We start from the raw sequence: 24,044 nt of genomic DNA, 5'->3' as shown, positions 1-24,044 counted from the left end.
CTGGACGCTGCCATGCCGCGGGCCACGGCCCCCGCCATCCTGCCGGGTCGTGGCGGCGTACGCGGCGGGCTCTCCGATCTCTTCTGGCGCCGGCCGCAATTCTTGCTGCTCCTGATGCTGCTACCCCCGGTTCTTTGGCTCGGCATCGTCTATATCGGCTCGCTGTTTGCGCTGCTTTTGCAGAGCTTCTTTTCGATCGATGAGTTCTCCGGCCTCATTAACCGCGAGTTCACGCTGAAGACTTATGGCGACCTGCTGCAGGCCGCCAATCTCGACATCATCCTGCGCACGGTGACGATGGCGGCGCTGGTGACGCTGGCTGCGGCGATCATCGCCTTTCCCATCGCCTATTACGCGGCGCGCTATGCGCGCGGCCGTTGGAAGGCGCTGTTTTATCTCGGCGTCATGCTGCCGCTGTGGTCGAGCTACCTGGTCAAGATCTATGCCTGGAAGCTGATCCTGGCCAAGGAAGGCATCCTGACATGGCTGCTGGCCAAATTGCATCTTCTCTGGCTGCTTGATGCCTGGCTATCGCTGCCGATCGTCGGCGGCAACTCATTGTCGGTCTCCTCAACCGGCACCTTCATCGTCTTCGTCTATGTCTGGCTGCCATTCATGATCCTGCCGGTGCAGGCCGCACTCGAGCGCGTGCCGGGCAATTTGGTCGAGGCTTCGTCCGATCTCGGCGCCTCGCCCGGCCAGACCTTCGGCAACGTGCTGTTCCCACTGGCGCTGCCCGGCATCGTTGCCGGCTCGATCTTCACCTTCTCGCTGACGCTCGGCGACTACATCATTCCTCAGATCATCGGCACCTCGCGGCTGTTCATCGGCCAGGCCGTCTATTCGCAGCAAGGCACCGCCGGCAACATCCCGCTCGCCGCCGCCTTTACCGTGGTGCCCATCGTTATCATGGGCTTCTATCTCTGGGGCGCCAAGCGCATGGGGGCTTTCGATGCGCTCTGACCGTGGCCCATCCGCGCCGATCGGCCTGAAGCTCGCTGCCACCGGCGGCCTGCTCTTTCTGCACCTGCCGATCCTGCTGATCTTCGTCTATGCCTTCACCACCGAGGAGAAGAGCTTCGTCTGGCCGCCGCCGGGCTTGACCACGCAATGGTTCGCCGTCACCTGGAACCGCCCCGACGTCTGGCAGGCGCTGTCATTGTCTGTGCGGGTCGCGGCGATCTCGACTGCCATCGCTCTGATCCTCGGCACGCTATGCGCAGCCGCCGTGTCCCGCACAAAATTCTTCGGCCGCGAAACCATCTCGCTGCTGGTCATCCTGCCGATCGCGCTGCCCGGCATCATCACCGGCATCGCGCTGCGCTCGGCCTTCGCGCTGGCCGAAATCCCGTTCTCGTTCTGGACGATCGTGCTCGGCCACGCCACTTTCTGCGTGGTCGTCGTCTACAACAATGCGGTCGCCCGTTTCCGCCGCACGTCCGGCTCGATGATCGAGGCGTCGATGGATCTCGGCGCCGATGGTTTCCAGACCTTTCGGCATGTCGTGCTGCCCAACATCGCAACCGCGCTGCTGGCCGGCGGCATGCTTGCCTTTGCGCTGTCCTTCGACGAGGTCATCGTCACCACCTTCACCGCCGGCCAGCAGCAGACGGTGCCGATCTGGATGCTCGAAGAATTGATCCGTCCGCGCCAGCGTCCGGTCACCAATGTCGTGGCGATGGTGGTAGTGCTGGTGACGCTGCTCCCCATCCTCGCTGCCTATTACCTGACCCGCGACGGCGACCAGATCGCCGGTTCGGGCAAATGATCTCGTTCATAAGGGAGAGACTTCCATGGACACGCAGATGCTGATCGGCTCGAAATTCGAAAAAGGCACCGAGACCGAGGAGCCGATCCTCAACCCGAAGACCGGGGCGACCATCCTCAATCTGCCTGAGGCCAGCCCAGCGCAGATCGAGGCGGCCGTGCTTGCTGCCGAAAAAGCCTTCGTCACCTGGTCCCGCACAACACCGGCGCAGCGCGCCGGCTATCTCCTGAAGATCGCCGATCGCATCGAGGCTGCTGCACAGGATTTCGCGGCGCTCGAGGCGCTGAACTGTGGCAAGCCGATCAATGCCGTGCTCAATGACGAGATCCCGGCGATCGTCGACTGCTACCGCTTCTTTGCCGGCGCGGTCCGCTCGATGCCCGGCCAGGTCGCAGGCGAATACATTCCCGGCCACACCTCGATGGTCCGCCGCGACGCCATCGGCGTTGTCGCGTCGATCGCGCCGTGGAACTATCCGCTGATGATGATGGCCTGGAAGCTGGCGCCGGCGATTGCCGGCGGCAACACCGTCGTCTTCAAGCCGTCGGAACAGACGCCGCTGACCGCGCTGAAGCTGGCGAAAATCCTTGCCGAGATCCTGCCGGAAGGCGTCGTCAACGTCGTGCTCGGTCGCGGCGACAGCGTCGGCAACACGCTGATCAACCACCCGAAGGTCAACATGATCTCGATCACCGGCGACGTCGCCACCGGCAAGAAGGTGCTGCAGGCTGCCGCCAAATCGGTCAAGCGCACGCATCTCGAGCTCGGCGGCAAGGCGCCGGTCATCGTCTTCGACGACGCCGATCTCGGCGCGGTGGTCAACGGCCTGCGCGCCTTCGGCTATTACAATGCCGGCCAGGACTGCACCGCCGCCTGCCGCATCTACGCTGGCAAGAAGATCTACGACAAGCTCGTCGCCGACCTCTCCGCTGCCGTCTCGACCATCAAGTATGATCGTCCTGACGATACCGAAAACGAGATCGGCCCGCTGATCTCGCGTCGCCAGCGCGACCGCGTCTCGAGCTTCGTCGAGCGCGCCTCTGAGCTCAAGCACATCGAGATCACCACGGGCGGCAAGCCGGGCGAGGGCTCCGGCTTCTTCTACCAGCCGACCGTCGTCGCCGGCGCGCTGCAGGAGGACGAGATCGTGCGCCGCGAAGTGTTCGGTCCGGTGGTCTCGGTCACCCGCTTTTCCGAAGTCGACGAAGCGGTGGACTGGGCCAATGACTCTGACTATGGCCTGGCGTCGTCGGTGTGGACCAAGGATGTTTCGCGCGCCATGGCGACGGCGGCCCGGCTGCAATATGGCTGCACCTGGATCAATACCCATTTCATGCTGACCAACGAGATGCCGCATGGCGGGTTGAAACAATCCGGCTACGGCAAGGACATGTCGCTCTACGCGCTGGAGGACTATACGGCCGTCCGCCACGTCATGGTCGCTCACGGGTAGCGCCCGCGAGGAGACGCCTATTCTTCCGCCTCCTCCGCCTCGCCTCCGGCCGGCGCCACCAGCAGCACAGCGGCGCCTAGGAGCGCGGTGATAAAGGAGCCAGCGAGGATGCCGACCTTGACCGCGTCCTGCAGGGCGGCGTCGCTGGCGAAGGCGAGCAGGCCGATGAACAGGCTCATGGTAAAACCGATGCCACAGAGCAGCGAAATGCCGACCATGTGCAGCCAGCCGGCATTGGCCGGCAGATCGGCGAAGCCAAGCCGGATGGCAAGCGCGGAAGACCCGAACACGCCGACCAGCTTGCCCAAGACGAGGCCGGCGGCGACGCCGAGCGTCAGCGGCTCGGCCAGGGCGGCAGCGCTGAGACCGGCGAGCGAGACGCCGGCGTTGGCAAAGCCGAAAATCGGGATGACGAAAAAGGCGACGACTTTGTGCAGGCCGTGTTCGAGCCGGTGCAGCGGCGAATGGTCGAGATCATGGCCGCTGCCCGGCGATATCTTCAGCGGTATGGTGAGGGCCAGCGCGACGCCGGCGAGCGTCGCATGGACGCCCGATTTGAGCACCAAAACCCACAGAACGATGCCGAGCAAGATGTACGGCAGCAGCGTCAGCACCCGCATGCGGTTGAGCACCACCAGCAGCGCGATCACGGCGAAGGCGGCGCCGAGATAGGCGAGCGAGAGGCCGCTGGTATAGAACACCGCGATGATGAGCACCGCGCCGAGATCGTCGATGATGGCGAGCGCGGTGAGGAATATCTTCAGCGAGCCCGGGACGCGCCTGCCGAGCAGCGACAGCACGCCGAGCGCAAAGGCGATATCGGTGGCGGTTGGGATCGCCCAGCCAGACAGAGCGGCTGGATTGTTGTGGTTGATGGCGACGTAGACCAGTGCCGGCGCTGCCATGCCGCCGGCGGCGGCGATGCCGGGCAGCACGCGGCGCGGCCAGGTCGACAGCTGGCCGTCAAGCATTTCGCGCTTGATCTCGAGGCCGACCAGCAGGAAGAACACCGCCATCAGGCCGTCATTGATCCAGTGCGAGACGCTGAGCGGTCCGAGATAGGCATGGAGGGCGGAGAAATAAGCCTCGCCCAGCGGCGAATTGGCGACGATCAGGGCCAAGGCCGCCGCAGCCATCAGGACGAGGCCGCCGGCCGCCTCGCTGTCGAGGAATTCGCGCAGCATGGAGACCAGCCGCTTTTCGTCCTGCATGTCGCCTCCGTCGTATCAGTAGCAAGGTCCGACACCGCCAAGCGATGATGCGCAAACAGCGCTGGCCGGGCAAGCCTGTAATGAGAGCCCTTTAGCGCGGCGCGCGCTTGGCGAGGATGCGTTGCAGCGTGCGGCGATGCATGTTCAGGCGGCGTGCGGTTTCCGAGACGTTGCGGTCGCACATTTCGTAGACGCGCTGGATGTGTTCCCAGCGCACGCGATCGGCCGACATCGGATTTTCTGGCGGCGCTGCGCGTTCGCCCGCGGTGCGGGTCAGGGCGGCAAAAATATCGTCGGCATCGGCCGGCTTCGACAGATAGTCGATGGCGCCGAGCTTTACCGCCGTCACCGCAGTGGCGATGTTGCCGTAGCCGGTGAGGATGATGGCGCGGGCATCGTCGCGCTTCTCGCGAATCGCGGCGACGACGTCGAGGCCGTTGCCGTCGGCCAGCCGCATGTCGACCACCGCATAGGCCGGCGGATTGGCGCGCGCTTTGGCAACCGCCTCCTCGACGCTCTCCGCCGTCTCGACCACGAAACCCCTGGTTTCCATGGCGCGGGCAAGCCGCGTCAGGAACGGCTTGTCGTCGTCTACGATCAGCAGCGAGGTATCCTCGCCTTCGACCATTGCGCCAATCGTTTCGTCAGTACTCATCGTGCTGAAAATCCTGCTGCCTGATTTTTACGCAAATATAGTTTCGCAACGCTATTGTCCAATTTAGGCCGTGTCGAACATGGTGGCCGAAGCCTGCTCGGGATTGAGGAAGACGCTGCGCGGCCACGATATCTGCACGATAGCGCCCTCGCCGGGCTCGCTTGAATTGCGGAAATCGAGCGTCGCGCCGGAGCGTTCGAGCAAGGTCTTGGCGATGAATAGGCCGAGGCCGAGGCCGCCGCCGGCTTCGGTGCCTTGTCGTGTCGACATATAGGGTTCGCCGATACGGTCGATGATCTCCGGTGGAAAGCCCGGCCCGTCGTCGATGATCGAGAAGCTGACGGCGGCTTCATTCCAGTTCCAGCGCACTGTCACGCTGTTGCGGGCGAAGTCGACCGCGTTCTCGACCAGATTGCCGAGGCCGTAAATGACGCCGGGATTGCGCCGGCCCACCGGTTCCGGGCCGATGCGCTCGCCCGGCCGAAGCTTGATCGAAATGCCGAAATCGCGGTGCGGCGCCGTCACCTCCTCGACCAGCGAGGTCAGCGGCAGGCGCGAGAGGTGCACCTCGCTCTCGGAGGACAGGCTGGTCAGGCGCTTCAGGATTTCGCGGCAGCGCTCGCTCTGCGAACGCAGCAGCTTCACGTCCTCGCCGTATTTCGGATCTTCGCCAAGCGCCTTCTCCATTTCCTTGGCGACCAGTGTGATGGTGGCGAGCGGTGTGCCGAGCTCGTGCGCGGCGGCCGCGGCGAGGCCGTCGAGGGCAGAGAGATGCTGCTCTCGCTGCAACACCAATTCCGTGGCGGCAAGCGCGTTGGCAAGCAGCCGCGCCTCCTCGGCCACCCGGAAGGCATAGATCGCGGTAAAGGCGATGGAGCAGAACACCGCCATCCACATGCCTGCGACATAGATGAACGGCATCGCCAATGGCGCGCCCTCATGCCATGGCAGCGGCAGGTGGTAAAAGACCAGCAGCGTCGCCGCCACGATCACCAGCGCGCCGAGCATGGCGGTCAGCCGCAGCGGCAGCGACGTCGCCGAGACGACGACGGGCACGGTCATCAGCAGCGAAAACGGATTGGTGAGTCCGCCGGTCATGTAGAGCAGGCCGGCAAGCTGCAGGCTGTCGAAGGTCAGGATGGCGAAGGCCGAGAACGGGGTAAGCCGATGCGCCGCCGGATAGCGGAAGGTCAGCAAAAGGTTCATCCAGGCCGAACAGGCGATCAGCGCAAAACACATGCTGACCGGCAGCGGAAATTTCAGCCCGTAAGCGACGACAAGCACGGTCAGGCTCTGGCCGACGATGGCAAGCCAGCGCAACCTGATCAGCGTGTTGAGGCGCAGCCGCTGGCTTTGCTGGAAGTCGGGTGCGTGCAGGATGTTTATCATGGCAAGTGATTATAGAGGGGAAACAGCCGGAGGTCTTTTCCGAAAACCGCCGAAGCCGGCCCTCGGTTCGGAATGACAGTCTGGAAGCATCAGGTACCGCGCGGCTTGGCGCGGCTGGTGGCGGCGGCGAGAAGCGGGTTCTCCGGCCAGACATGCCTGGGATAGCGGCCGCGCATCTCTGCCCGCACATCGGCCCAGGAGCCGCGCCAGAAGCCGGGCAGGTCGCGCGTCGTCTGGATCGGCCGGTGAGCCGGCGACAGCAATTCGAGCGTCAGCGGCACAGTGCCGTTGGCGATCGCCGGATGCCGGTCGAAGCCGAACAGTTCCTGCACGCGGATCGCCAGCACCGGCCATTCGCCGTCATAGCGGATCGGCAGCCGGCTGCCCGACGGCGCGTCGAAATGGGTCGGCGCCAATGTGTCGATCTTGCGCTGCAATTCGTGCGGCACCAGCGTCATCAGGCCTTGCGAAAGCACGCTGGGATCGATTGCCGCAAAGGATGCCGCGCCGGAAAGGAACGGCAGCAGCCAGTCGTCGAGGCGCTCGACGAGCGCGGCGTCGGAGACATCGGGCCATGGCGCGCCGAGGCCGCGATGCAGCCAGCCGAGCCGCTGCCGCAACGTCTCCGCCTCCCTGTTCCACGGCAACAGGGCTAGGCCGTGTTCGCGCAAGGCGTCGAGGATGGCGCGATCCGCGTCGGCACCGGTCGGCGCCGGCAGCATGCGTTCGGACAGCGTGATGGCGCCGAGGCGAACCGTTTCGCGCACCCGCACCGCGCGCCTGTCGCGGTCGAAGCTCACCTCGCGGCGGGTCTCGATCTTTTCCGCCAGGGCAGTGCGGATGTCGGCCTCATCGATGGCTGCCGCTGCGGTGATGCGGGCGTTCTGCGCCTTGCCCTGCAGGTCGGCGACGACGAGCCAGGTCTCGCCGGCCAGCGGATCGGAGGGGTCGAGCATGGCGCCCGAGCCGTTGGCAAGCACGAAGCGGCCACGCTCGCCGCGCGCTTTGGCGACCCGATCCGGCCAGGCATGGATGAGGAGAGCGCCGGCTGTGCTGCCCTCCCCCTTGAGGGGGTCGGAAGGACGGGCGAGACCCGTGGCTCGCCCCGGCGCGTCGATCCGCGTGGCGGATCGGGGTGGGGTCGGTTCGGGCACGCCATCGACGACCCCGCCCCGTCTCCCTCGTCTCGCTGCGCTCGGCTCGCTCGCCGACCCTCCCCTCAAGGGGGAGGGTGAAGCCTGCTTTGCCAGCCTCTCAGCCAGCTGCCGGGCGGCGGTGGCGCGCGGCGATCTTTCGGCGCGAAAGCGCAGCAGCCGCCGTTCGAGATCGGCACCATCGCCGCCAAGGCCACGCTCGGTCAATAATACGGCGAGCATCGCCGCCTCGAGCGCCTCTCCGGTCCTTGCCGCCTCGGCGACCATGTGGGCGAGCCGCACCGGTAGCGCCAGCCTGCGCATCGCGGCACCGGCATCCGTCAGGCGTCCTGCCGCATCGACAGCATCGAGCGCACGTAGCAGTACCCTCGCCTCGGTGAGCGCCGAAGCCGGCGGGGGGTCGAGGAAGGACAGGCTGGTCGGATCGGCGACGCCGAACGCCGCGCTATCGAGCAACAGGCCGGAAAGATCGGCCTCGAGGATTTCCGGCGGCGTGAAGGCCGGCAGGGCCGCCGTCTGCTCGGCCCGCCACAACCGGATGGCGACGCCCGGCTGCGTGCGCCCGGCACGGCCGGCGCGCTGGTCGGCGGAAGCGCGGGAAGCACGTACCGTCTCCAGCCGCGTCAGGCCGCTCGCTGGCTCATAGCGCGGCAGCCGCGACAGGCCGGAATCGATGACGACGCGCACGCCGTCGATGGTGATGGAGGTTTCGGCGATCGACGTCGCCAGCACGACCTTGCGGCGGCCGAGCGGCGCCGGCTTGATCGCCGCGTCCTGCGCCTTGTTGTCGAGCATACCATAGAGCGGCACGATGTCGGTATCGGCGCCGACCTTGCCCGCCAGCCGCTCGGCGGTGCGCTCGATCTCGCGCTGGCCGGGCAGGAAAGCGAGCACGCTGCCCTCCTCCCCGGCAAGCGCCGAGCGGATCGCCTTGGCCATGGCGTCCTCGATGGTGACGCCGGCCGGCCGCTCGTCATAGCGGATGTCGACCGGGAAGGCGCGGCCTGCGCTCTCGATCACCGGCGCGCCGGACAGCAATTTTGCGACACGCGCGCCGTCGAGCGTTGCCGACATCACCAGCAATCTGAGTTCGAGCCTCAGCGCACCCTGCACGTCGAGCGCCAGCGCCAACCCGAAATCGCCGTCGAGCGAGCGTTCGTGGAACTCGTCGAATAGCACCGCCGCGACACCAGGCAGTTCCGGGTCGTCGAGGATCATGCGGGACAGCACGCCTTCGGTGACGACGAGAATCCTGGTCTTTGCGGAACTGCGGTTTTCCATGCGCATGGCATAGCCGACGGTTTCGCCGGGCTCTTGGCCGAGCAATTCGGCCATGCGGCGGGCGGCAGCGCGGGCGGCGAGGCGGCGAGGCTCGAGCAGGATGATCTTTCCGCCGCCGAGCCATTCAGCGTCGAGCAGCGCCAGTGGAACCAGCGTCGTCTTGCCGGCACCGGGCGGCGCCACCAGCACGGCGCTGTTACCATGGCTCAGCGTTTCATTGAGCGCCGGCAAGACAACGGAGACCGGCAGGTCCGGCAAGGGTTTTGTCGTCATTGTGCTATGCTGTGCAGCCAGTTGGCAGCGACCGCATATCAGCGGTGGCGGTCGCGGCGCAACCTCGGCGCCGACTCAAAGCCTGGTCCGCAAAAACGGGTTCCAGCGCACCGTGCCGAGCCGCACCTCCTCGCGCACCATCGTTAGCAGGCCGGAACCGCCGACCACGGCCAAGCCGACCAGCGACAGAAAATCCGGATATTCCCTGAAGAACAGCGCACCTAGAACCACCGCCCAGACGATCTGCGAGTAATGCGTCGGCGCGATGCGGTTGGCCGGCGCGTATTTGACCGCCAGCAGATGCAGCAGCTGGCCGCCGGCGGTAAAGGCGCCGGCCAGCACCAGCCAGGCCCATTGCCTGCCATCCGGCAGCGAGAACGAGGTAGCCGCCGCACCGACGCCGTTGAAGAGCAGGCCGTAGCCGATCAGCACGCCGAGCATCGTTGTGCGCTTTTCCTGCGCGGCGAGCGAACGCATCAGGATGACATTGGTGGCGGCCAGGAAGGCGATGATGAACGCCGCCAGATGGCCAAGCTGCAACTCGCGAAAACCAGGCCTGACGACCAGCATGACCCCGGCAAAGCCGGCGACGACCGCCAGCCATCGCCATGGGCCGACCTTTTCCTTGAGGACCAGCGTGGCCAGGATAGTGACGAACAGCGGCGCCAGAAAGATGAGCGCATAGACTTCCGCCAGCGGGATGGTGGTGAAGGCATAGACGCTGAGCACGCCCGAGGCGATGCCGGCCCAGGCCCGGGCCTGTACCGCCCAGGGCCGGTTGGTGCGCCAGAAATCGAGCCAGCGCTCGCCTGCCGGCCTGGCAAAGAGCAGAAAGCAGCCGGCAAACAATGTCGAGAAGAAGCCGATCTCGAAGACGTTGAACTGCCCGCCCAGGCTTTTGACAACCGCGTCGCTGCACGAATAGCTTGCATAGGCGATGAGCGCGAGCAGAATTCCGTTGGGCACGTTTTTCCATTTCCGGGAGAGATGAGAGTGAAGATATTGGCGCTTGGCGCGCATTCGGACGACATCGAGATCTTCATGTTCGGTACGATGGCGGCCTATGCCGCGCAAGGCGCAGAACTCTTTTTTGCCATAGCCACGGATGGCACCAGGGGCGGCTACGGCGATCCGTCAGCGCTGGCCCGCACGCGCCGCAAGGAGGCGACGGCGGCGGCCGGCCTGCTTGGCGTGACGCCGCGCTTCCTCGACTTTCCCGATGGCGGGCTGGTCGCGGATGCCGCGCTGATCGGGGCGCTCAAAGCACTGATCGGCGAGATAGGGCCGGATCTGGTGATAACGCATGCGCCGAACGACTATCATGGCGACCACCGCGCGCTGTCGGATGGCGTGCGCATCGCAGCGTCATTCTCGGTGCCGGTGCTACATGCCGACACGTTCGGCGGCACCGGGTTTTCGCCAACGCACTACGTCGATACCTCCAGGCATTTCGATCTCAAGGCGGAGGCGATCCGGGCGCACCAGTCGCAGGATCCCGAGCGTTTCGTCGACGCGGCGCGCACGCAGAACGCCTTTCGCGCCGGCCAGTGCAACGGCCCAGCCGGATCGTTCGCCGAGGCCTTCCGCTTCGAGCCAGTCTTCCCCTTCGCCGATATCCGCGCGCTGCTGCCGCCGGCCCCAGTGATCCGTCCGGTGGCCGTCAGCAACAAGACGGTGACCTAGGCAGGTCGCCGCAACTTCTCACGTTGCTTTCCTATCCAGCATGCTGCGATGCAGCAACGAATTCGCTTGCCTTGTTTAGTAAAAATTGCATCACTAAACAAATTACTAAACATCCGGTGCGCCGCCGCGTCGTTGTGTTTGGGCCCCCGAGGAGGGGTTTAGCGGGCTCTTGAAACCGTCATCCGGACGCGTTTCGCAAATGGGAGGAAGGCATGAAATCGACCTTGAAATTGGCGTTGGGACTGGCATCGACACTCTTTGCGTCGACAGCCGTTTCGAATGTCGCGCAGGCAGAAGATCTGACGCTTTGCTGGGCAGCCTGGGACCCGGCCAACGCGCTTGTGGAATTGTCCAAGGACTTCACCAAGGAAACCGGCATCGGCATGAAATTCGAATTCGTGCCGTGGACCAACTATGCCGATCGCTTTCTCAACGAGCTGAATTCGCACGGCAAGCTGTGCGACCTCATCATCGGCGACAGCCAGTGGATCGGCGGTGCCGCCGAGAACGGCCATTACGTCAAGCTGAACGACTTCTTCGACAAGGAGAAGATCAGCATGGACGATTTCGTGCCGGCGACCGTCGTCGGCTATTCGGAATGGCCGAAGAACTCGCCGAATTACTGGGCGCTGCCGGCCATGGGTGACGTCGTCGGTTGGACTTACCGCAAGGACTGGTTCTCCAAGCCGGAGCTGCAGAAGGAATTCAAGGAAAAGTACGGCTGGGATCTCGGCCCGCCGACGACCTTCGACCAATTGAAGCAGATCGCCGAATTCTTCCAGAAGCGCGACATCGACGGCAAGACCGTCTATGGCGCGTCGATCTACACCGAGCGCGGCTCGGAAGGCATCACCATGGGCGCCATGGACGTCCTCTACAGCTTCGGCTTCCAGTACGAAAACCCGAAAAAGCCCTACGAGATGGAAGGCTTCGTCAACTCCGATAAATCGGTGAAGGGCCTGGAGTTCTACAAAGCCCTTTACGATTGCTGCACCCCTCCCGGCGCCTCGAACAGCTACATGGGCGAAGGCGTCGATGCCTTCAAATCCGGCCAGGTGGCGATGCACATGAACTTCGCCTTCACCTGGCCAGGCCTGCAGAAGGACGAGAATGTCGGCGGCGACAAGATCGGCTATTTCGTCAATCCCAAAGGTTCGGACGGGGACCAGTTCGCCCAGCTCGGCGGCCAGGGCATCTCGGTGGTCTCCTATTCCGACAAGCAGGAAGCCGCGCTCAAATACATCAAATGGTTCGCCAACAAGGACGTTCAGTCCAAATGGTGGTCGCTCGGCGGCTATTCCTGCCTCAACGCGGTCGTCAAGGACCCGGCCTTCCCGGCCAGCCAGCCCTACGCGCAGACCTTCCTCGACTCGATGGCCATCGTGAAGGACTTCTGGGCCGAGCCGAGCTATGCCCCGCTGTTGCAGGCATCGCAGAAGCGCTTCCACGACTACGTCGTTGCCGGGCAAGGCTCGGCCAAGGATGCGCTCGACGGCCTCGTCAAGGACTGGACCGAGGTCTTCCAGGACGATGGAAAGATGTAGCCGGGGCAAGATGTAACCGGCTCCTCCCGAGCCCGTGACCGAACCGTCCCGTGCCACTTGGCACGGGACACAGTTCAGATAAATTCCATTGTCGAGACGAGCCAAGTGACCGAAGCAGGACTGACCATGCTCAATCGGACGGCGGACAGCGTTGCCCGGGCTACGCCCGAGCCGTTGGCCCGCAAGGTCCGGGGCATCAGCGACAAGGGCCTCGCCTGGCTGTTCATCTCGCCGACGATCCTGTTGCTTTTAGCTATCAACATCTTTCCGCTGTTCTGGGCAATCTATCTGTCCTTCACCAATTTTCGCGCCAATCGGCCCAACGAGGTTGTGAAGAACCTTGGGCTGGCAAACTACAAGCGCATCCTCGCCGACCAGGACATCTGGATCGCCATGCAGACGACGGCGCATTTCGTGTTCTGGACCATCCTGCTGCAGACGCTGATCGGCTTCACGCTGGCTTGGCTGATCGACCGCAAGTTTCGCGGCCACGCCTTCTGGACGACAATCATCCTGGTGCCGATGATGCTGTCGCCGGCGGTCGTCGGTAATTTCTGGCGCTTCCTCTACGAGCCGCAGATCGGGCTGTTCGCCTACGCCGTTTCGTTCGTCACCGGCATTCCGGCAACCGAAATCAGCATGCTCTCCAACGTGTCACTGGCGCCATGGTCGATCATCATCGTCGACACCTGGATGTGGACGCCTTACGTGATGCTGATCTGCCTCGCCGGCCTGCGCTCGATCCCCGAATACATCTACGAAGCGGCCGAGGTCGACCGCGCCTCCAACTGGCGGCAGTTCTGGTCGATCACGCTGCCGATGGCGCTGCCCTTCATCATGCTGGCGGTGCTGTTTCGCGGCATCGAGAACTTCAAGATGTTCGACATGGTCAATTTGCTCACCGGCGGCGGGCCGGGATCGACCACCGAAGTGGCCTCGATCACACTGAAGCGGCAGGCCTTCGAAAGCTGGCGGACGGGCTATTCCTCGGCCTTCGCCATCATCCTGTTCGTCGCAGTGTTTGGCCTCGCAAACATCTACGTCAAGGCGCTCAACAAGGTGAAGCAGAGATGAGCCTGACGTCAGCCCATTCCGTTGTCGCGCCGTCGGCCACGTCGAAGCGCGTCGCCGGCACCATCATCGTCGCCTACGCGCTGATCTCGATCGTGCCGCTGCTGTGGATCTTCGCCACCAGCTTCAAGACGCCGCCGGATTCGATCGCCTATCCGCCGAAGATCCTGTTCCAGCCCAGCCTCGAGGGCTACTGCAACCTGTTCTCGACCCGGACTCGGCAAACACCGGAATACATCAACTCGCTGGGACCGGCGACGGGCCTGTGCGACGAGACGGTGCGCAAGCGCAACATGGTGATCGCCGGCCCGTCCAACTTCATGCCGCGCTTCGTCAATTCGCTGATCATCGCGTTCGGCTCGACGTTTTGCGCGGTGTTCCTCGGCACGCTGTCGGCCTATGGTTTTTCGCGCTTCAAGGTGCCGCTCGCCGACGACCTTCTGTTCTTCATCCTGTCGACGCGGATGATGCCACCGATCGCCGTCGCCATCCCGATCTACCTGATGTACCGGGAGCTTGGCCTGTCGGACACGGCTCTCGGCATGATCCTGCTTTATACGGCGGTCAACGTGTCCTTGGCGGTGTGGCTGCTGAAAGGCTTCATCGACGAGATCCCGCGCGAATATGAAGAAGCGGCGATGATCGACGGCTACACCAGGCTGCAGGCGTTCTGGCGCACGGTACTGCCGCAGGCGACCACCGGTATTGCCGCAACCGCCATCTTCTGCCTGATCTTTGCCTGGAACGAATATGCCTTCGCTGCGCTACTGACCTCGGGCACGGCGCAGACCGCGCCGCCCTTCATCCCGACCATCATCGGCGAAGGCGGTCAGGACTGGCCGGCGGTCGCGGCCGGCACGACGATCTTCCTGGTGCCGATCCTGGTCTTCACCATCCTGCTTCGCAAGCAATTGCTGCGCGGCATCACCTTTGGCGCGGTGCGTAAATGAGCATGACCGCAAAACGCAAATCGCGCTGGCCCGTCTGGGCCAGGCGCGGGCTGATGGAAAACGTCGCCACCGCGATCATCGCTATCGGCTTCCTGATGCTGTTCCAGCCCTTCGCACTGGTGCTCTACACCTATTCCTTCATCACCATGCTTGCGGGCACGGCGATGTTCATCATCGTCTCGAAATTTCCGGAGTAGACGATGGCCGAGATCAGGGTCGAACATCTGAGAAAGGCATTCGGCGATTTCGTCGCCGTGCAGGATTCCAACTTCGTCGTCGAGGACGGCGAATTCTTCGTCATGCTGGGGCCGTCCGGCTGCGGCAAGACGACGACGTTGCGCATGATCGCCGGGCTCGAACTGCCGACCGGCGGCAAGATCCTGCTTGGCGGCGAGGACGTCACCATGCGGCGTGCCCGCGAGCGCGACATCGCCTTCGTCTTCCAGCTGTTCGCGCTCTATCCGCACATGAATGTGCGGAAGAACATCGGCTTTCCACTGCTGGCGCAAGGCATGCCAGGCGCTGAAATCCGGAGCCGAGTGGAGGAGACGGCGAAGCTTTTGCGGATCGACCATCTGCTCAACAAATCGGTCTCCGGGCTTGCCGGCGGCGATCGCCAGCGCGTGGCGCTCGGCCGCGCCATCGTACGGCGGCCAAAATGTTTCCTGATGGATGAGCCGCTCGGCACGCTCGACACCGAATTCCGCGACCTGATGGTCCATGAATTGCGAGAACTGCACAACCGCATCCACGCCACCACCGTCTATGTCACGCATGACCAGATGGAAGCGATGTCGATGGCCGACAAGATCGCGGTGATGAACCACGGCGTCATCGAGCAGTTCGGCACGCCGCGCGAGATCTACGACCGGCCGGCGACGATGTTCGTCGCCGACTTCATCGGCTCGCCGCCGATGAATTTCCTCGGCTTCGGCGGCGGGCTTTCAAAGGGCGCCAGGGAAATTGTTGTGCAAGGCGCGAAGGTGGCCGTGCCGGAGATCCGCGAGGACGTCGCGCCGGCCGAGATGGCGCTTGGCATCCGACCGGAGCACATCCGCTTCGACGACGCTTCGAAGCTGCGCGGTGCTATTTACGGCACGGAATATCTCGGCACCACTCAGATCGTGGCGGTGGAGACAGCAGACGGCATCATCAAGGCCAGGGTGCCGGCCGAAATCCGGCTCAATCCGGGCGATCATGTGGGCCTGGCGCTGAGCAGCGCGCGGCTGTCGCTGTTCGCAAAAGGATCCGGCCGTGCGGTGCGCACCGAAATCCATGACTCGGCCTCCCAGGGGAGAGCACATCATGGCTGACGTTCACATCAAAAGCGTGACCAAGGCTTTTGGCGAGCATGTCGCCGTCGACAATCTCGACCTGCATATCGCCGACGGGGAATTCGTCGTGCTGCTCGGGCCGACCGGCGCCGGCAAGACGACGACGCTCAGGCTGATCGCCGGGCTGGAGCGTCCGGAAGCGGGCTCGATCCATATTGCCGGCCACGACACGACGACGCTGTCGCCGGCCGAGCGCGACACCGCTTTCGTGTTCCAGCAATATTCGCTCTATCCGCATCTGTCGGTTTACGACAACCTCGCCTTTCCGCTGCGCTCGCCAGCACGGAAAATGCCGGAGGATCAGATCCGCCGCCGCGTCGAGGACGTGGCCAAGATGGTGCGCATCCACCACAAGCTGAATAATCGCTCGACCAAACTCTCTGGCGGCGAGATGCAGCGCGTCGCCATCGGCCGCGCTTTGGTGCGCAAGCCGTCGATCTACCTGATGGACGAGCCGCTGTCGTCGCTCGACGCCAAGCTGCGCGCCGATCTCAGGCTCGAGCTGAAGCGCATCCAGGCGGAACTCGGCGCCACAATGCTCTACGTCACGCACGACCAGATCGAAGCGATGACCATGGCCGACCGCATCGGCATTCTCGCCGACGGCGTGCTGGTGCAGATCGGTTCCCCGCGCACGATCTATTCTGAGCCGGCAAACCTTCACGTCGCCGCAAGGCTCGGCCAACCGGCAATCAATTTGTTGCCGGTCGGACTGCTGCCGGATGGCGGCGCGCCGGCGGGAACAAAGACGATCGGTGCTCGTACCGAACATCTTTCGATCGAGAAGGCGGCGAACGGCCATGCCGACGGCGTCGTCGATTGGGTCGAGCATCTCGGCGACCAGAACCATCTGCATGTGACGGTGGGGACCAGGAAGCTGGTGACGCTAACCGACCCCGACACCGACCTGGCGCAGGGCGACAAGATCATGATCCGCTATCGCTCGCCGCTGTATTTCGGCCCCGATGGGCGACGGCTGATGTGAGCGCTGCGCGAGTGTTTTCCTGGCACCTTTCAACCGGCAATTTCGGGCACCGGACTGGACCAATTCGATGAAGCATTTTTTCAATCGCAGGGATACGATCGTAACTGAGGCCCTGGACGGCTTCCTCGGTACGACCGGCGCCGGCGATCTCGCTCGCCTCGACGGCTATCCCGAGATCAAGGTCATTCTCCGCGCGAACTGGGATAAGACCAAGGTCGCGGTCATTTCCGGCGGCGGGGCCGGGCACGAACCTGCCCATGCCGGCTTTGTCGGCATTGGCATGCTGACGGCGGCGGTTTCGGGCGAGATCTTTGCTTCGCCGAGCGTGGAAGCGGTATTGGCCGCCATCCGTGCGGTGACCGGTCCCGCCGGGTGCCTGCTGATCGTCAAGAACTATACCGGCGATCGCCTCAACTTCGGCTTGGCCGTCGAGAAGGCGCGCGCCGAAGGCTTCCGCGTCGAGATGGTGATCGTCGCGGACGACATTGCCCTGCCTGATATTGCCCAGCCGCGTGGCGTGGCCGGCACCTTGTTCGTGCACAAGATCGCCGGCCACCTGTCGGAAGCCGGCATTGACCTGGCGGCGGTTGCCGCGGCGGCGCGGGCAGCGGCGGCGGATATCGTTTCGCTCGGCATATCGCTGTCATCCTGCTCGATCCCCGGTCAGAGCCATGAAGAAAGATTCGGGGCGGACGATGCCGAACTCGGCCTCGGCATCCATGGCGAACCGGGCGTTGAGCGGATTGCGGTGCAAAGTGCCGAAAGGCTGGTTGCGATCATGTCGGAGCGCCTTGCCGCGCGGCTCGATCCGGTCAGCGACTACGCCTTGCTGATCAATAATCTCGGTTCGGTGCCACCGCTGGAAATGTTGCTTGTCGCCAATGCGGTACTGGCTTCACCGCTGGCACAAAAGGTGACGCTGACAATCGGGCCCGGGCAGCTTATGACCGCGCTCAACATGAACGGCTTTTCCCTGTCGCTGATCCGGCTCGATGCATCGCGCGAAGCGGCGTTGCGGGCGCCGGTAGGCCCTCACGCCTGGCTGCCGGCAAGAGCCGTTCGCCAAGCCAGCGTCGTGCCGATGGCCAAAGCCGCCGGCCCGAACAACGCGTCGAAAGCCAGCCAGGACGCACGCACCGACCGGTTGGTTGTCGCGGTCTGCGACCGGCTGATCTCGCTTGAAGGCGCGTTGAACGGACTGGATGCCAAGGCGGGAGACGGTGACACCGGATCGACTGTGGCGGCCGGTGCGCGCAGCGTGCTTGGCCGCATTGCGACACTGCCGCTCGCTGACCCTGCCGCAACGCTCGCCGCCGTCGGCGATATCCTGAGCGCCAGCATGGGCGGCTCTAGCGGCGTGCTGTTGTCGATCTTCTTCACCGCCGCCGCGCTGGCGCTGGAGTCTGGCGAAACGCTTCCCAAGGCGCTTCTCGCCGGCCTCGATCGGATGTCCTTCTATGGTGGAGCGAGGGTCGGCGATCGCACGATGATCGATGCCCTGGAACCCGCCTTGAGGGCGCTGGATAGGGGGAGTCTGGAAGATGCGGCGGTCGCGGCGCAACGCGGAGCCGAGGCCACCGCTGCCATGCGCAGGGCCAAGGCCGGGCGGTCCGCCTATATTGGCAGCCAGCTCGACGGCGTGGTCGACCCCGGCGCCTTTGCCGTCGCCGAGGTCTTCACTGCCCTCGCTGCGTTGCTCGAACCCGCTTGACTGGGGAAAAGAATGCTTCAATTGCCGGATATGCAATTTTCTCGTACTGCCGGCAGCGCAGGGGCCAGGAGCATGGGTGATATGGCGGCAGCGGATATTTCCAGGCTGATCGAGGCGGCGGCAAACACGATCGCCGCACATGCCGAAGAGCTGACCAGTCTCGACCAGGCCATCGGCGACGGCGACCATGGGCTCAACATGAAACGCGGCTTCGAGGCAGTGCGGGCCGAGGCCGGCGCGTTTGCGGCAAAGCCGTTGCCCGAGGCGCTGAAGGCGATCGGCACCAAACTGGTGATGACCGTCGGCGGAGCTTCCGGTCCCTTGTTCGGCACGCTGTTCATGGCGCTCGGCAAGGAGATTTCCGCCGCGCCGGGTCGCGCCGACCTGGCGGCGGCCTTCGGCAAGGCGATCGAAGCGGTTGCCGCCAGAGGCAAGTCGCAGGCCGGGCAAAAAACCATGCTCGACGTGCTGCAGCCGGTGCATGAGGCCCTGCTGCAGGGAAAGACGGCAGCGGACATCGTCAAGATCGCCGACAACGCGGCCGACGCGACCGTGCCGATGAAGGCGCTGCGTGGGCGCGCCTCATTCCTTGGCGACCGTTCGATCGGTCATATGGATGCCGGCGCACGCTCGACTGCGCTTCTGGTGCGAGCCGTAGCCGAGGCAATCGAGAGGCGCGCATGAGCAATGTCGGCATCGTCATCGTATCGCATTCGCCGCTGGTCGCCGAAGGCACCGCCGACATGGTGCGGCAGATGGTCGGCAACGAAGTGCCGCTTGCATGGTGCGGCGGAAACGGCCATGGCGGGCTGGGAACCAATGTCGAGGCGATCATGGGCGCCATCGACAAGGCCTGGTCGGAGGCGGGGGTCGCGATCCTCGTCGATCTCGGCGGTGCCGAGACCAATAGCGAGATGGCGGTCGAGATGATCGGCGAACCACGCGCCCAGAAGATCATCGTCTGCAATGCGCCGATCGTCGAAGGCGCGGTGATGGCGGCGACCGAGGCTTCCGGCGGCGCCTCGCTCAGGGAAGTGGTGGCGACGGCGCACGAATTGTCGCCGTCGTGAACGAACGGGAATTTTGACAAGCATGTCCGCAGCAGCCGAAGCCAGCGTCCTGATCACCCATGAGGTGGGACTGCATGCGCGTCCTTCGGTGAAGTTCACCAAGCTTGCCAAGACGTTTTCGGCCGACGTCGAGATTGCGCTCGCCGCCAACGGGCCATGGTTCGACGCCAAGAGCATCGTCAAGGTGATGGCGGCGAAAGCGCCGAAAGGCACTGTCCTGCATATCAGAGCCAAAGGGGACGGCGCCGGCGAGGCGGTCGGCGCACTGGTCGAGCTGGTGCGGCGCGATTTCGACGAAGGCAAGGACCATGCCCGAACCGCTTAGGCTGCAGGGCATTTCGGCATCGGCCGGCTATGCCGAGGGGCCGCTGTTCGATCTGGGCCAGGCTGCTGTGCGTTATGTCCGCAAGGCGACTGCCGCGGACGAGAAGGCGGCGCTTGAGGCCGCCATCTCCATTGCCGCAGGCCGGCTCGCGACATTGATCGAAACCAGCGACAGCGAGGCGGCCGGGATCCTCGAATTCCAGCTCGCCATGCTGGAGGACGACGCGCTGACCGGCCCGGCCTTTGCGCGAATTGCCGAGGGCATGGCTGCTGATGTGGCTTGGCGAAAAGCGCTCGACGCCGAGATAGCCGGCTATGAAACATCCGAGCAGGACTATTTCCGGGCGCGCGCGGCCGACATGCGCGACATACGCGACCAGGTGCTACGCGCGCTTGCCGGGGGCGGCGACATTGCCGCGCCGGCAGGTGCGATCTTCTACGGCGAGGATATCGCACCGACGCGCTTCCTCGAAACCGACTGGAGTGCCGGCGGCGGCATAGCACTTACGGCCGGAAGTGCCGCAAGTCATGTCGCAATGCTGGCACGCTCACGCGGCGTGCCAATGGTGGTGGGGTTGGGGCTCGTAGCGCGTGGGGTAGCCGGGCCCGGTGCTTCGCCGGCTCAGCTTGTCGGAATCGCACTGCTCGATGCCGAACATGGCGGCATCGTGTTGGCGCCTTCGAAAGCGGAGATCGAGGCATTCCGGCGATCGTCGTCGTCTTTCGCGGCGCATCGCGACAATGCGGTAGCCTATTTGACAAGGCCGGCAGCAACGAAGACCGGCATAGCGGTCCACGTGCAGGTGAATATTGCCGATCCGTCCGATGTCGACCGCATCGATGCTGCGGCGTGCGACGGTGTCGGGCTGATGCGGACCGAATTCCTGTTCGGCAAGACGCTGCCGGACGAGGAGACGCAATATCGCGCCTACCGTAGAGTGCTGGAATGGGCAGGCGACAGGCCGGTGACGATCCGTACTGTCGATGCGGGCGGCGATAAACCTGTGCCGGGCCTGACCGTCGAGGAAGGTAATCCATTCCTTGGCCTGCGCGGGATCAGGCTGTCACTGATGCGTCCGGCGGTCTTTCGTGTGCAGATCCGCGCTTTGCTACGTGCTGCCATGCACGGCAATCTGAAGGTGATGTTCCCGATGATCGCCGTTCCGGAAGAGTATGAACACGCCACCGCGCTGTTCGCTGAGGAGCAGGCTGACCTTTTGGCGCGCGGCATCGCGCACAAAATGCCGCCGCTTGGCATCATGGTCGAGGTGCCGTCGGTGGCCATCGCACCGGAGGCATTCGCCAAGGCCGCCTTCTTCTCGATCGGCTCGAATGATTTGACCCAATACGTGATGGCCGCCGCGCGCGACAATGCGTCGGTCGCACATCTGAATTCCGTCAGGCACCCAGCCGTGCTCCGGCTGATCGCCTCGGTTGCCGCCTTCGGCCGCGAGCATAATATCCCGGTCAGCCTGTGTGGCGATGCCGGCGGCGACCCCGCCTCGATCCCGGCGCTGCTCGAAACCGGCCTGCGTGACCTCTCCGTCGCTCCCGCCCAACTCGCGATGGCCAAGGCGGCCATCGCGGACGTTTCGATCTAGGCCCCGGTATGGCAGACAAGGCGTCGCAATCCGGCCCCGAAGAGGCGATCCGCGCCTACAAGACGATCCTGTCGCAGGTGATCGACCAGCGCCCGTCCGGCATGCGCCAGCGCCTCGCTGATGCGCTGGGCAAGCATCGCAGCTTCGTCACGCAGATTTCCAGCCCGGCCTATTCGACGCCGATCCCGTCGAAGCATTTGCCGGCTATCTTCTCCGTCTGCCATTTCAGCCCGGCCGAACGCGATCATTTCCTTGAGGCCTACCATCGGGCGCATCCGGGAAAGATGTCGCTGGCCGCAGGCTTGCGCAAGACACGCCATGTCTCGCTGATCGTTCCCGATTTCGGCGACGACAAGCAGAACGCGGCGCTCGACCGGGCGGTCAACGATTTCATCCAGAAGATCACCAGCATCGCCGGCAAGGGCAGCTGACGCTGGGCTATTTCGGGAGGACGGCCATGAAGAAATTTTTGAATTCGGTCGATACGGTGCTGACCGAGAGCCTCGACGGCTTCGTTGCCGCGCATGCCGATATCCTGGCGCTTGGCGAGGAACACAAATTTGTCCGCCGCAAGCTGCTCACACCGGGCAAGGTGGCGCTGATCTCCGGCGGCGGCTCGGGTCACGAGCCGCTACATGGCGGGTTCGTCGGGCACGGCATGCTGGATGCGGCCTGCCCCGGCCAGGTATTCACCTCGCCAACGCCTGACCAGATGATGGCGGCGGCCGAAGTCGTCAATACGGGCGCCGGCTGCCTGTTCATCGTCAAGAACTACGAGGGCGACGTGATGAATTTCGACATGGCCGCTGAAATGTCGGAAGGCGTGATGCAAATCGTGACCAATGACGACGTTGCGGTCGAAAACTCGTCCTACACCACCGGCCGGCGCGGCGTCGCCGGCACGCTGGTGGTCGAGAAAATCGTCGGCGCGGCGGCCGAACAAGGCATGGCACTGGAGCCGTTGAAGGCGCTCGGCGAGCGCGTCAACGGCGCGACGCGCTCGATGGGCGTGGCGCTGACCAGTTGCACCGTGCCGGCGGCGGGCAAGCCGACCTTCAATATCGGCGATGGCGAGATGGAGTTCGGGGTCGGCATCCACGGCGAGCCTGGGAGGCGGCGCGACACATTGAAAAGCGCCGATGCTATCGCCGAGGAGATCTGTACCGCAATCCTGGGTGACCTGGGCGACGGTGCCAGAGGCCAGGCGCTACTCTTCGTCAACGGCTTTGGCGGCACACCGTTGATGGAGCTTTATCTGATGTACAACAGCGCCCGCAAAATCTTCGAGAAGCACGGCGTGACGGTGACCCGGTCGCTGGTCGGGTCCTATGTGACCTCGCTCGACATGGCCGGCTGTTCGATCACGCTGAGCATGCTCGACGACGAGGCGGCTGTTTGGTGGGATGCACCGGTACATACGGCCGCGCTGCGCTGGGGCATGTAGCGGCGGAGAATGCCCCAGAAATAGTCGGTGACAAGACCGGTATCGGCAACGCCGCGCATCGCCAGACAGTTGCCCTCCTCACCCTGCGTAAGATAAAGAATCTGCGGGTTTGGGGAGTTCGAGCATGCGTTACAATTGGGATCGGGCGCCGACGGGTTTCGAGCGCCATGGAAAGGTGCTGGCAGCCGCCTTGCTGATCGTCGGCGGGGTCGGACTTATGCTCGCTGCCCTCCCGCTTTAGGGACAACAAACTCGGGTAGCGGACTACGTCTCAGCGCGTTGCCTCAGTGCGCCTGGCCAGTCACGGCGATGAAACGGCGGTCGCGCCCTTCAAATCCCTGGCTGAAGCGCTGCACGAGCACCGCAAGCACGCCCGGTTTTCCATCCGGGGTGAATGCGTAAGATTCCGACAGGCTGTAGGAAGTCGGGCAATTCCTCGAACCGGGCACCGCCTTGTCCTCATGCAGCAGCTTGATCGGCTTGCCGTCCTGACCCTGCAGCGTCAGGCGAAAGCCGAGCGCCTTGCCGGTCGTTTCGCCTTGCTGCGTCGCGTCGAAACTCGCTGAACAATCCGCCGTGCTGTCGGCACGGATCTGCTCGAGCTGGATGGTGCCAAGCTCGTCATAGGCCGGCGAAAGCCATTTTTGCGAAACCTGCTCGAGGCGCGCAATGTCATTGTAGGCGACCATGTCGTCGGGAAAGGTGAACCTGTCCAAGGCAGTCCGCTCGCCGCGCGGCGCGATGGCATATTTGGCCAGCAAGGGCGCCGCCAGTTCGGCGGCCTGTGCCCTCGCCTGCGCAAGCGTCAATGTCGAATCCTCCGTCTCGTCGGCGATGACGATCGGCTTGCCGCCGACGAACTCATCGGTCCGCGTGTCGATGATCTCGATCTCCGACCAGCCCGAATCCGAAGCACCGGCATCGAGCGTGCCGTACTGTTCGAAGGCGAAGTAGTTGCCGTCTGGCGAAAAGCCGATGACGCGCCGGGCCGCCGCGTCGCCTGCCTGAGCAGCTGAAGCGAGCACCACCGCCAGCGTCGCAACCGCGGCAAACCCAAGCTCATATCGCAATTTCATCGCGCCCTGCCCCTAATGCCGAAAATTCGAACGATACCGGCCCCCAGACCACCATGACCCGCACTTG

At 64.2% G+C, this 24,044-nt stretch carries 23 protein-coding genes; 17 read left to right on the top strand and 6 right to left on the bottom strand.

Going from position 1 to position 24,044, the window contains the following annotated elements; all coding sequences use genetic code 11:
* Positions 1–12 precede the first annotated feature (12 nt).
* The 3 genes from NKI16_RS09725 to NKI16_RS09715 are packed head-to-tail and all read left to right on the top strand — an operon-like array spanning position 13 to position 3,221.
* A complete protein-coding gene (locus tag NKI16_RS09725) occupies positions 13–963 on the top strand; it encodes an ABC transporter permease (protein WP_352922595.1) in 951 nt (316 codons plus the stop codon).
* A complete protein-coding gene (locus NKI16_RS09720; RefSeq protein WP_023676345.1) occupies positions 953–1,768 on the top strand; it encodes an ABC transporter permease in 816 nt (271 codons plus the stop codon). The genes NKI16_RS09725 and NKI16_RS09720 overlap by 11 nt, the downstream gene beginning before the upstream one ends.
* Positions 1,769–1,793: 25 nt before the next feature.
* Positions 1,794–3,221, top strand: a complete 1,428-nt coding sequence (locus tag NKI16_RS09715) for a gamma-aminobutyraldehyde dehydrogenase (protein WP_352568331.1) — start codon at positions 1,794–1,796, stop codon at positions 3,219–3,221.
* A 17-nt stretch (positions 3,222–3,238) separates the two neighbouring features.
* Here the strand turns inward: NKI16_RS09715 and nhaA are convergent, their stop codons facing one another.
* From nhaA to NKI16_RS09690, 5 genes are all read right to left on the bottom strand, one after another.
* Positions 3,239–4,432: a Na+/H+ antiporter NhaA gene (gene nhaA / locus NKI16_RS09710; RefSeq protein ID WP_352922592.1), complete on the bottom strand. Its 1,194-nt coding sequence runs from the start codon at positions 4,430–4,432 to the stop codon at positions 3,239–3,241.
* A 91-nt stretch (positions 4,433–4,523) separates the two neighbouring features.
* A complete protein-coding gene (locus tag NKI16_RS09705) occupies positions 4,524–5,087 on the bottom strand; it encodes an ActR/PrrA/RegA family redox response regulator transcription factor (RefSeq protein ID WP_023676342.1) in 564 nt (187 codons plus the stop codon).
* A 63-nt stretch (positions 5,088–5,150) separates the two neighbouring features.
* Complete coding sequence (locus NKI16_RS09700; protein WP_352448476.1) at positions 5,151–6,476, bottom strand: ActS/PrrB/RegB family redox-sensitive histidine kinase; 1,326 nt, start codon at positions 6,474–6,476, stop codon at positions 5,151–5,153.
* 89 nt (positions 6,477–6,565) lie between these two features.
* Positions 6,566–9,184, bottom strand: coding sequence for an ATP-dependent helicase HrpB (gene hrpB, locus NKI16_RS09695; RefSeq protein WP_352577798.1), 2,619 nt, complete (start codon positions 9,182–9,184; stop codon positions 6,566–6,568).
* A gap of 75 nt (positions 9,185–9,259) precedes the next feature.
* Positions 9,260–10,150, bottom strand: a complete 891-nt coding sequence (locus NKI16_RS09690; RefSeq protein ID WP_352577799.1) for a DMT family transporter — start codon at positions 10,148–10,150, stop codon at positions 9,260–9,262.
* A 27-nt stretch (positions 10,151–10,177) separates the two neighbouring features.
* Here NKI16_RS09690 and NKI16_RS09685 point away from each other — a divergent pair, with 27 nt between their 5' ends.
* The 14 genes from NKI16_RS09685 to dhaK all read left to right on the top strand — a co-directional run bounded on the left by NKI16_RS09685 (position 10,178) and on the right by dhaK (position 22,901).
* The gene (locus tag NKI16_RS09685; protein ID WP_352623303.1) at positions 10,178–10,867 is read left to right on the top strand and encodes a PIG-L deacetylase family protein; all 690 of its coding nucleotides are present in this window, start codon (positions 10,178–10,180) and stop codon (positions 10,865–10,867) included.
* A 212-nt stretch (positions 10,868–11,079) separates the two neighbouring features.
* The gene (locus NKI16_RS09680; RefSeq protein WP_023676337.1) at positions 11,080–12,411 is read left to right on the top strand and encodes an ABC transporter substrate-binding protein; all 1,332 of its coding nucleotides are present in this window, start codon (positions 11,080–11,082) and stop codon (positions 12,409–12,411) included.
* A gap of 126 nt (positions 12,412–12,537) precedes the next feature.
* A complete protein-coding gene (locus NKI16_RS09675; RefSeq protein ID WP_031211681.1) occupies positions 12,538–13,485 on the top strand; it encodes a carbohydrate ABC transporter permease in 948 nt (315 codons plus the stop codon).
* The gene (locus NKI16_RS09670) at positions 13,482–14,432 is read left to right on the top strand and encodes a carbohydrate ABC transporter permease (protein ID WP_023676335.1); all 951 of its coding nucleotides are present in this window, start codon (positions 13,482–13,484) and stop codon (positions 14,430–14,432) included. The genes NKI16_RS09675 and NKI16_RS09670 overlap by 4 nt, the downstream gene beginning before the upstream one ends.
* On the top strand, positions 14,429–14,629 hold the full coding sequence (locus tag NKI16_RS09665; protein ID WP_023676334.1) for a hypothetical protein: 201 nt from the start codon (positions 14,429–14,431) through the stop codon (positions 14,627–14,629). Before NKI16_RS09670 ends, NKI16_RS09665 begins: the two co-directional genes overlap by 4 nt.
* Positions 14,630–14,632: 3 nt before the next feature.
* Positions 14,633–15,745: an ABC transporter ATP-binding protein gene (locus NKI16_RS09660; RefSeq protein ID WP_023676333.1), complete on the top strand. Its 1,113-nt coding sequence runs from the start codon at positions 14,633–14,635 to the stop codon at positions 15,743–15,745.
* On the top strand, positions 15,738–16,751 hold the full coding sequence (locus NKI16_RS09655; RefSeq protein WP_023676332.1) for an ABC transporter ATP-binding protein: 1,014 nt from the start codon (positions 15,738–15,740) through the stop codon (positions 16,749–16,751). Before NKI16_RS09660 ends, NKI16_RS09655 begins: the two co-directional genes overlap by 8 nt.
* A 67-nt stretch (positions 16,752–16,818) precedes the next feature.
* Complete coding sequence (locus tag NKI16_RS09650) at positions 16,819–18,462, top strand: dihydroxyacetone kinase subunit DhaK (protein WP_023676331.1); 1,644 nt, start codon at positions 16,819–16,821, stop codon at positions 18,460–18,462.
* 81 nt (positions 18,463–18,543) lie between these two features.
* Entirely contained in the window at positions 18,544–19,146 is a 603-nt protein-coding gene (gene dhaL, locus NKI16_RS09645; RefSeq protein ID WP_352623304.1) for a dihydroxyacetone kinase subunit DhaL, read from the top strand.
* Positions 19,143–19,532 (top strand): dihydroxyacetone kinase phosphoryl donor subunit DhaM, encoded by a 390-nt coding sequence (gene dhaM / locus NKI16_RS09640; RefSeq protein WP_352448466.1) that lies wholly within the window; start codon positions 19,143–19,145, stop codon positions 19,530–19,532. Before dhaL ends, dhaM begins: the two co-directional genes overlap by 4 nt.
* A 22-nt stretch (positions 19,533–19,554) precedes the next feature.
* Entirely contained in the window at positions 19,555–19,857 is a 303-nt protein-coding gene (locus NKI16_RS09635) for an HPr family phosphocarrier protein (protein ID WP_023676329.1), read from the top strand.
* Complete coding sequence (gene ptsP / locus NKI16_RS09630; protein WP_023676328.1) at positions 19,841–21,457, top strand: phosphoenolpyruvate--protein phosphotransferase; 1,617 nt, start codon at positions 19,841–19,843, stop codon at positions 21,455–21,457. The genes NKI16_RS09635 and ptsP overlap by 17 nt, the downstream gene beginning before the upstream one ends.
* Positions 21,458–21,465: 8 nt before the next feature.
* Complete coding sequence (locus NKI16_RS09625; RefSeq protein WP_023676327.1) at positions 21,466–21,888, top strand: hypothetical protein; 423 nt, start codon at positions 21,466–21,468, stop codon at positions 21,886–21,888.
* A gap of 26 nt (positions 21,889–21,914) precedes the next feature.
* The gene (gene dhaK / locus NKI16_RS09620; RefSeq protein ID WP_023676326.1) at positions 21,915–22,901 is read left to right on the top strand and encodes a dihydroxyacetone kinase subunit DhaK; all 987 of its coding nucleotides are present in this window, start codon (positions 21,915–21,917) and stop codon (positions 22,899–22,901) included.
* A 284-nt stretch (positions 22,902–23,185) separates the two neighbouring features.
* Here dhaK and NKI16_RS09615 read toward each other — a convergent pair whose 3' ends face one another.
* A complete protein-coding gene (locus NKI16_RS09615) occupies positions 23,186–23,977 on the bottom strand; it encodes a DUF2259 domain-containing protein (RefSeq protein ID WP_023676324.1) in 792 nt (263 codons plus the stop codon).
* Positions 23,978–24,044 lie beyond the last annotated feature (67 nt).

It is taken from the genome of Mesorhizobium sp. M0698, assembly GCF_040320455.1.
Lineage (GTDB): Bacteria > Pseudomonadota > Alphaproteobacteria > Rhizobiales > Rhizobiaceae > Mesorhizobium.
Note: the sequence above shows the minus strand (reverse complement) of the source record. Positions and strands in the feature narration are given on the sequence as shown.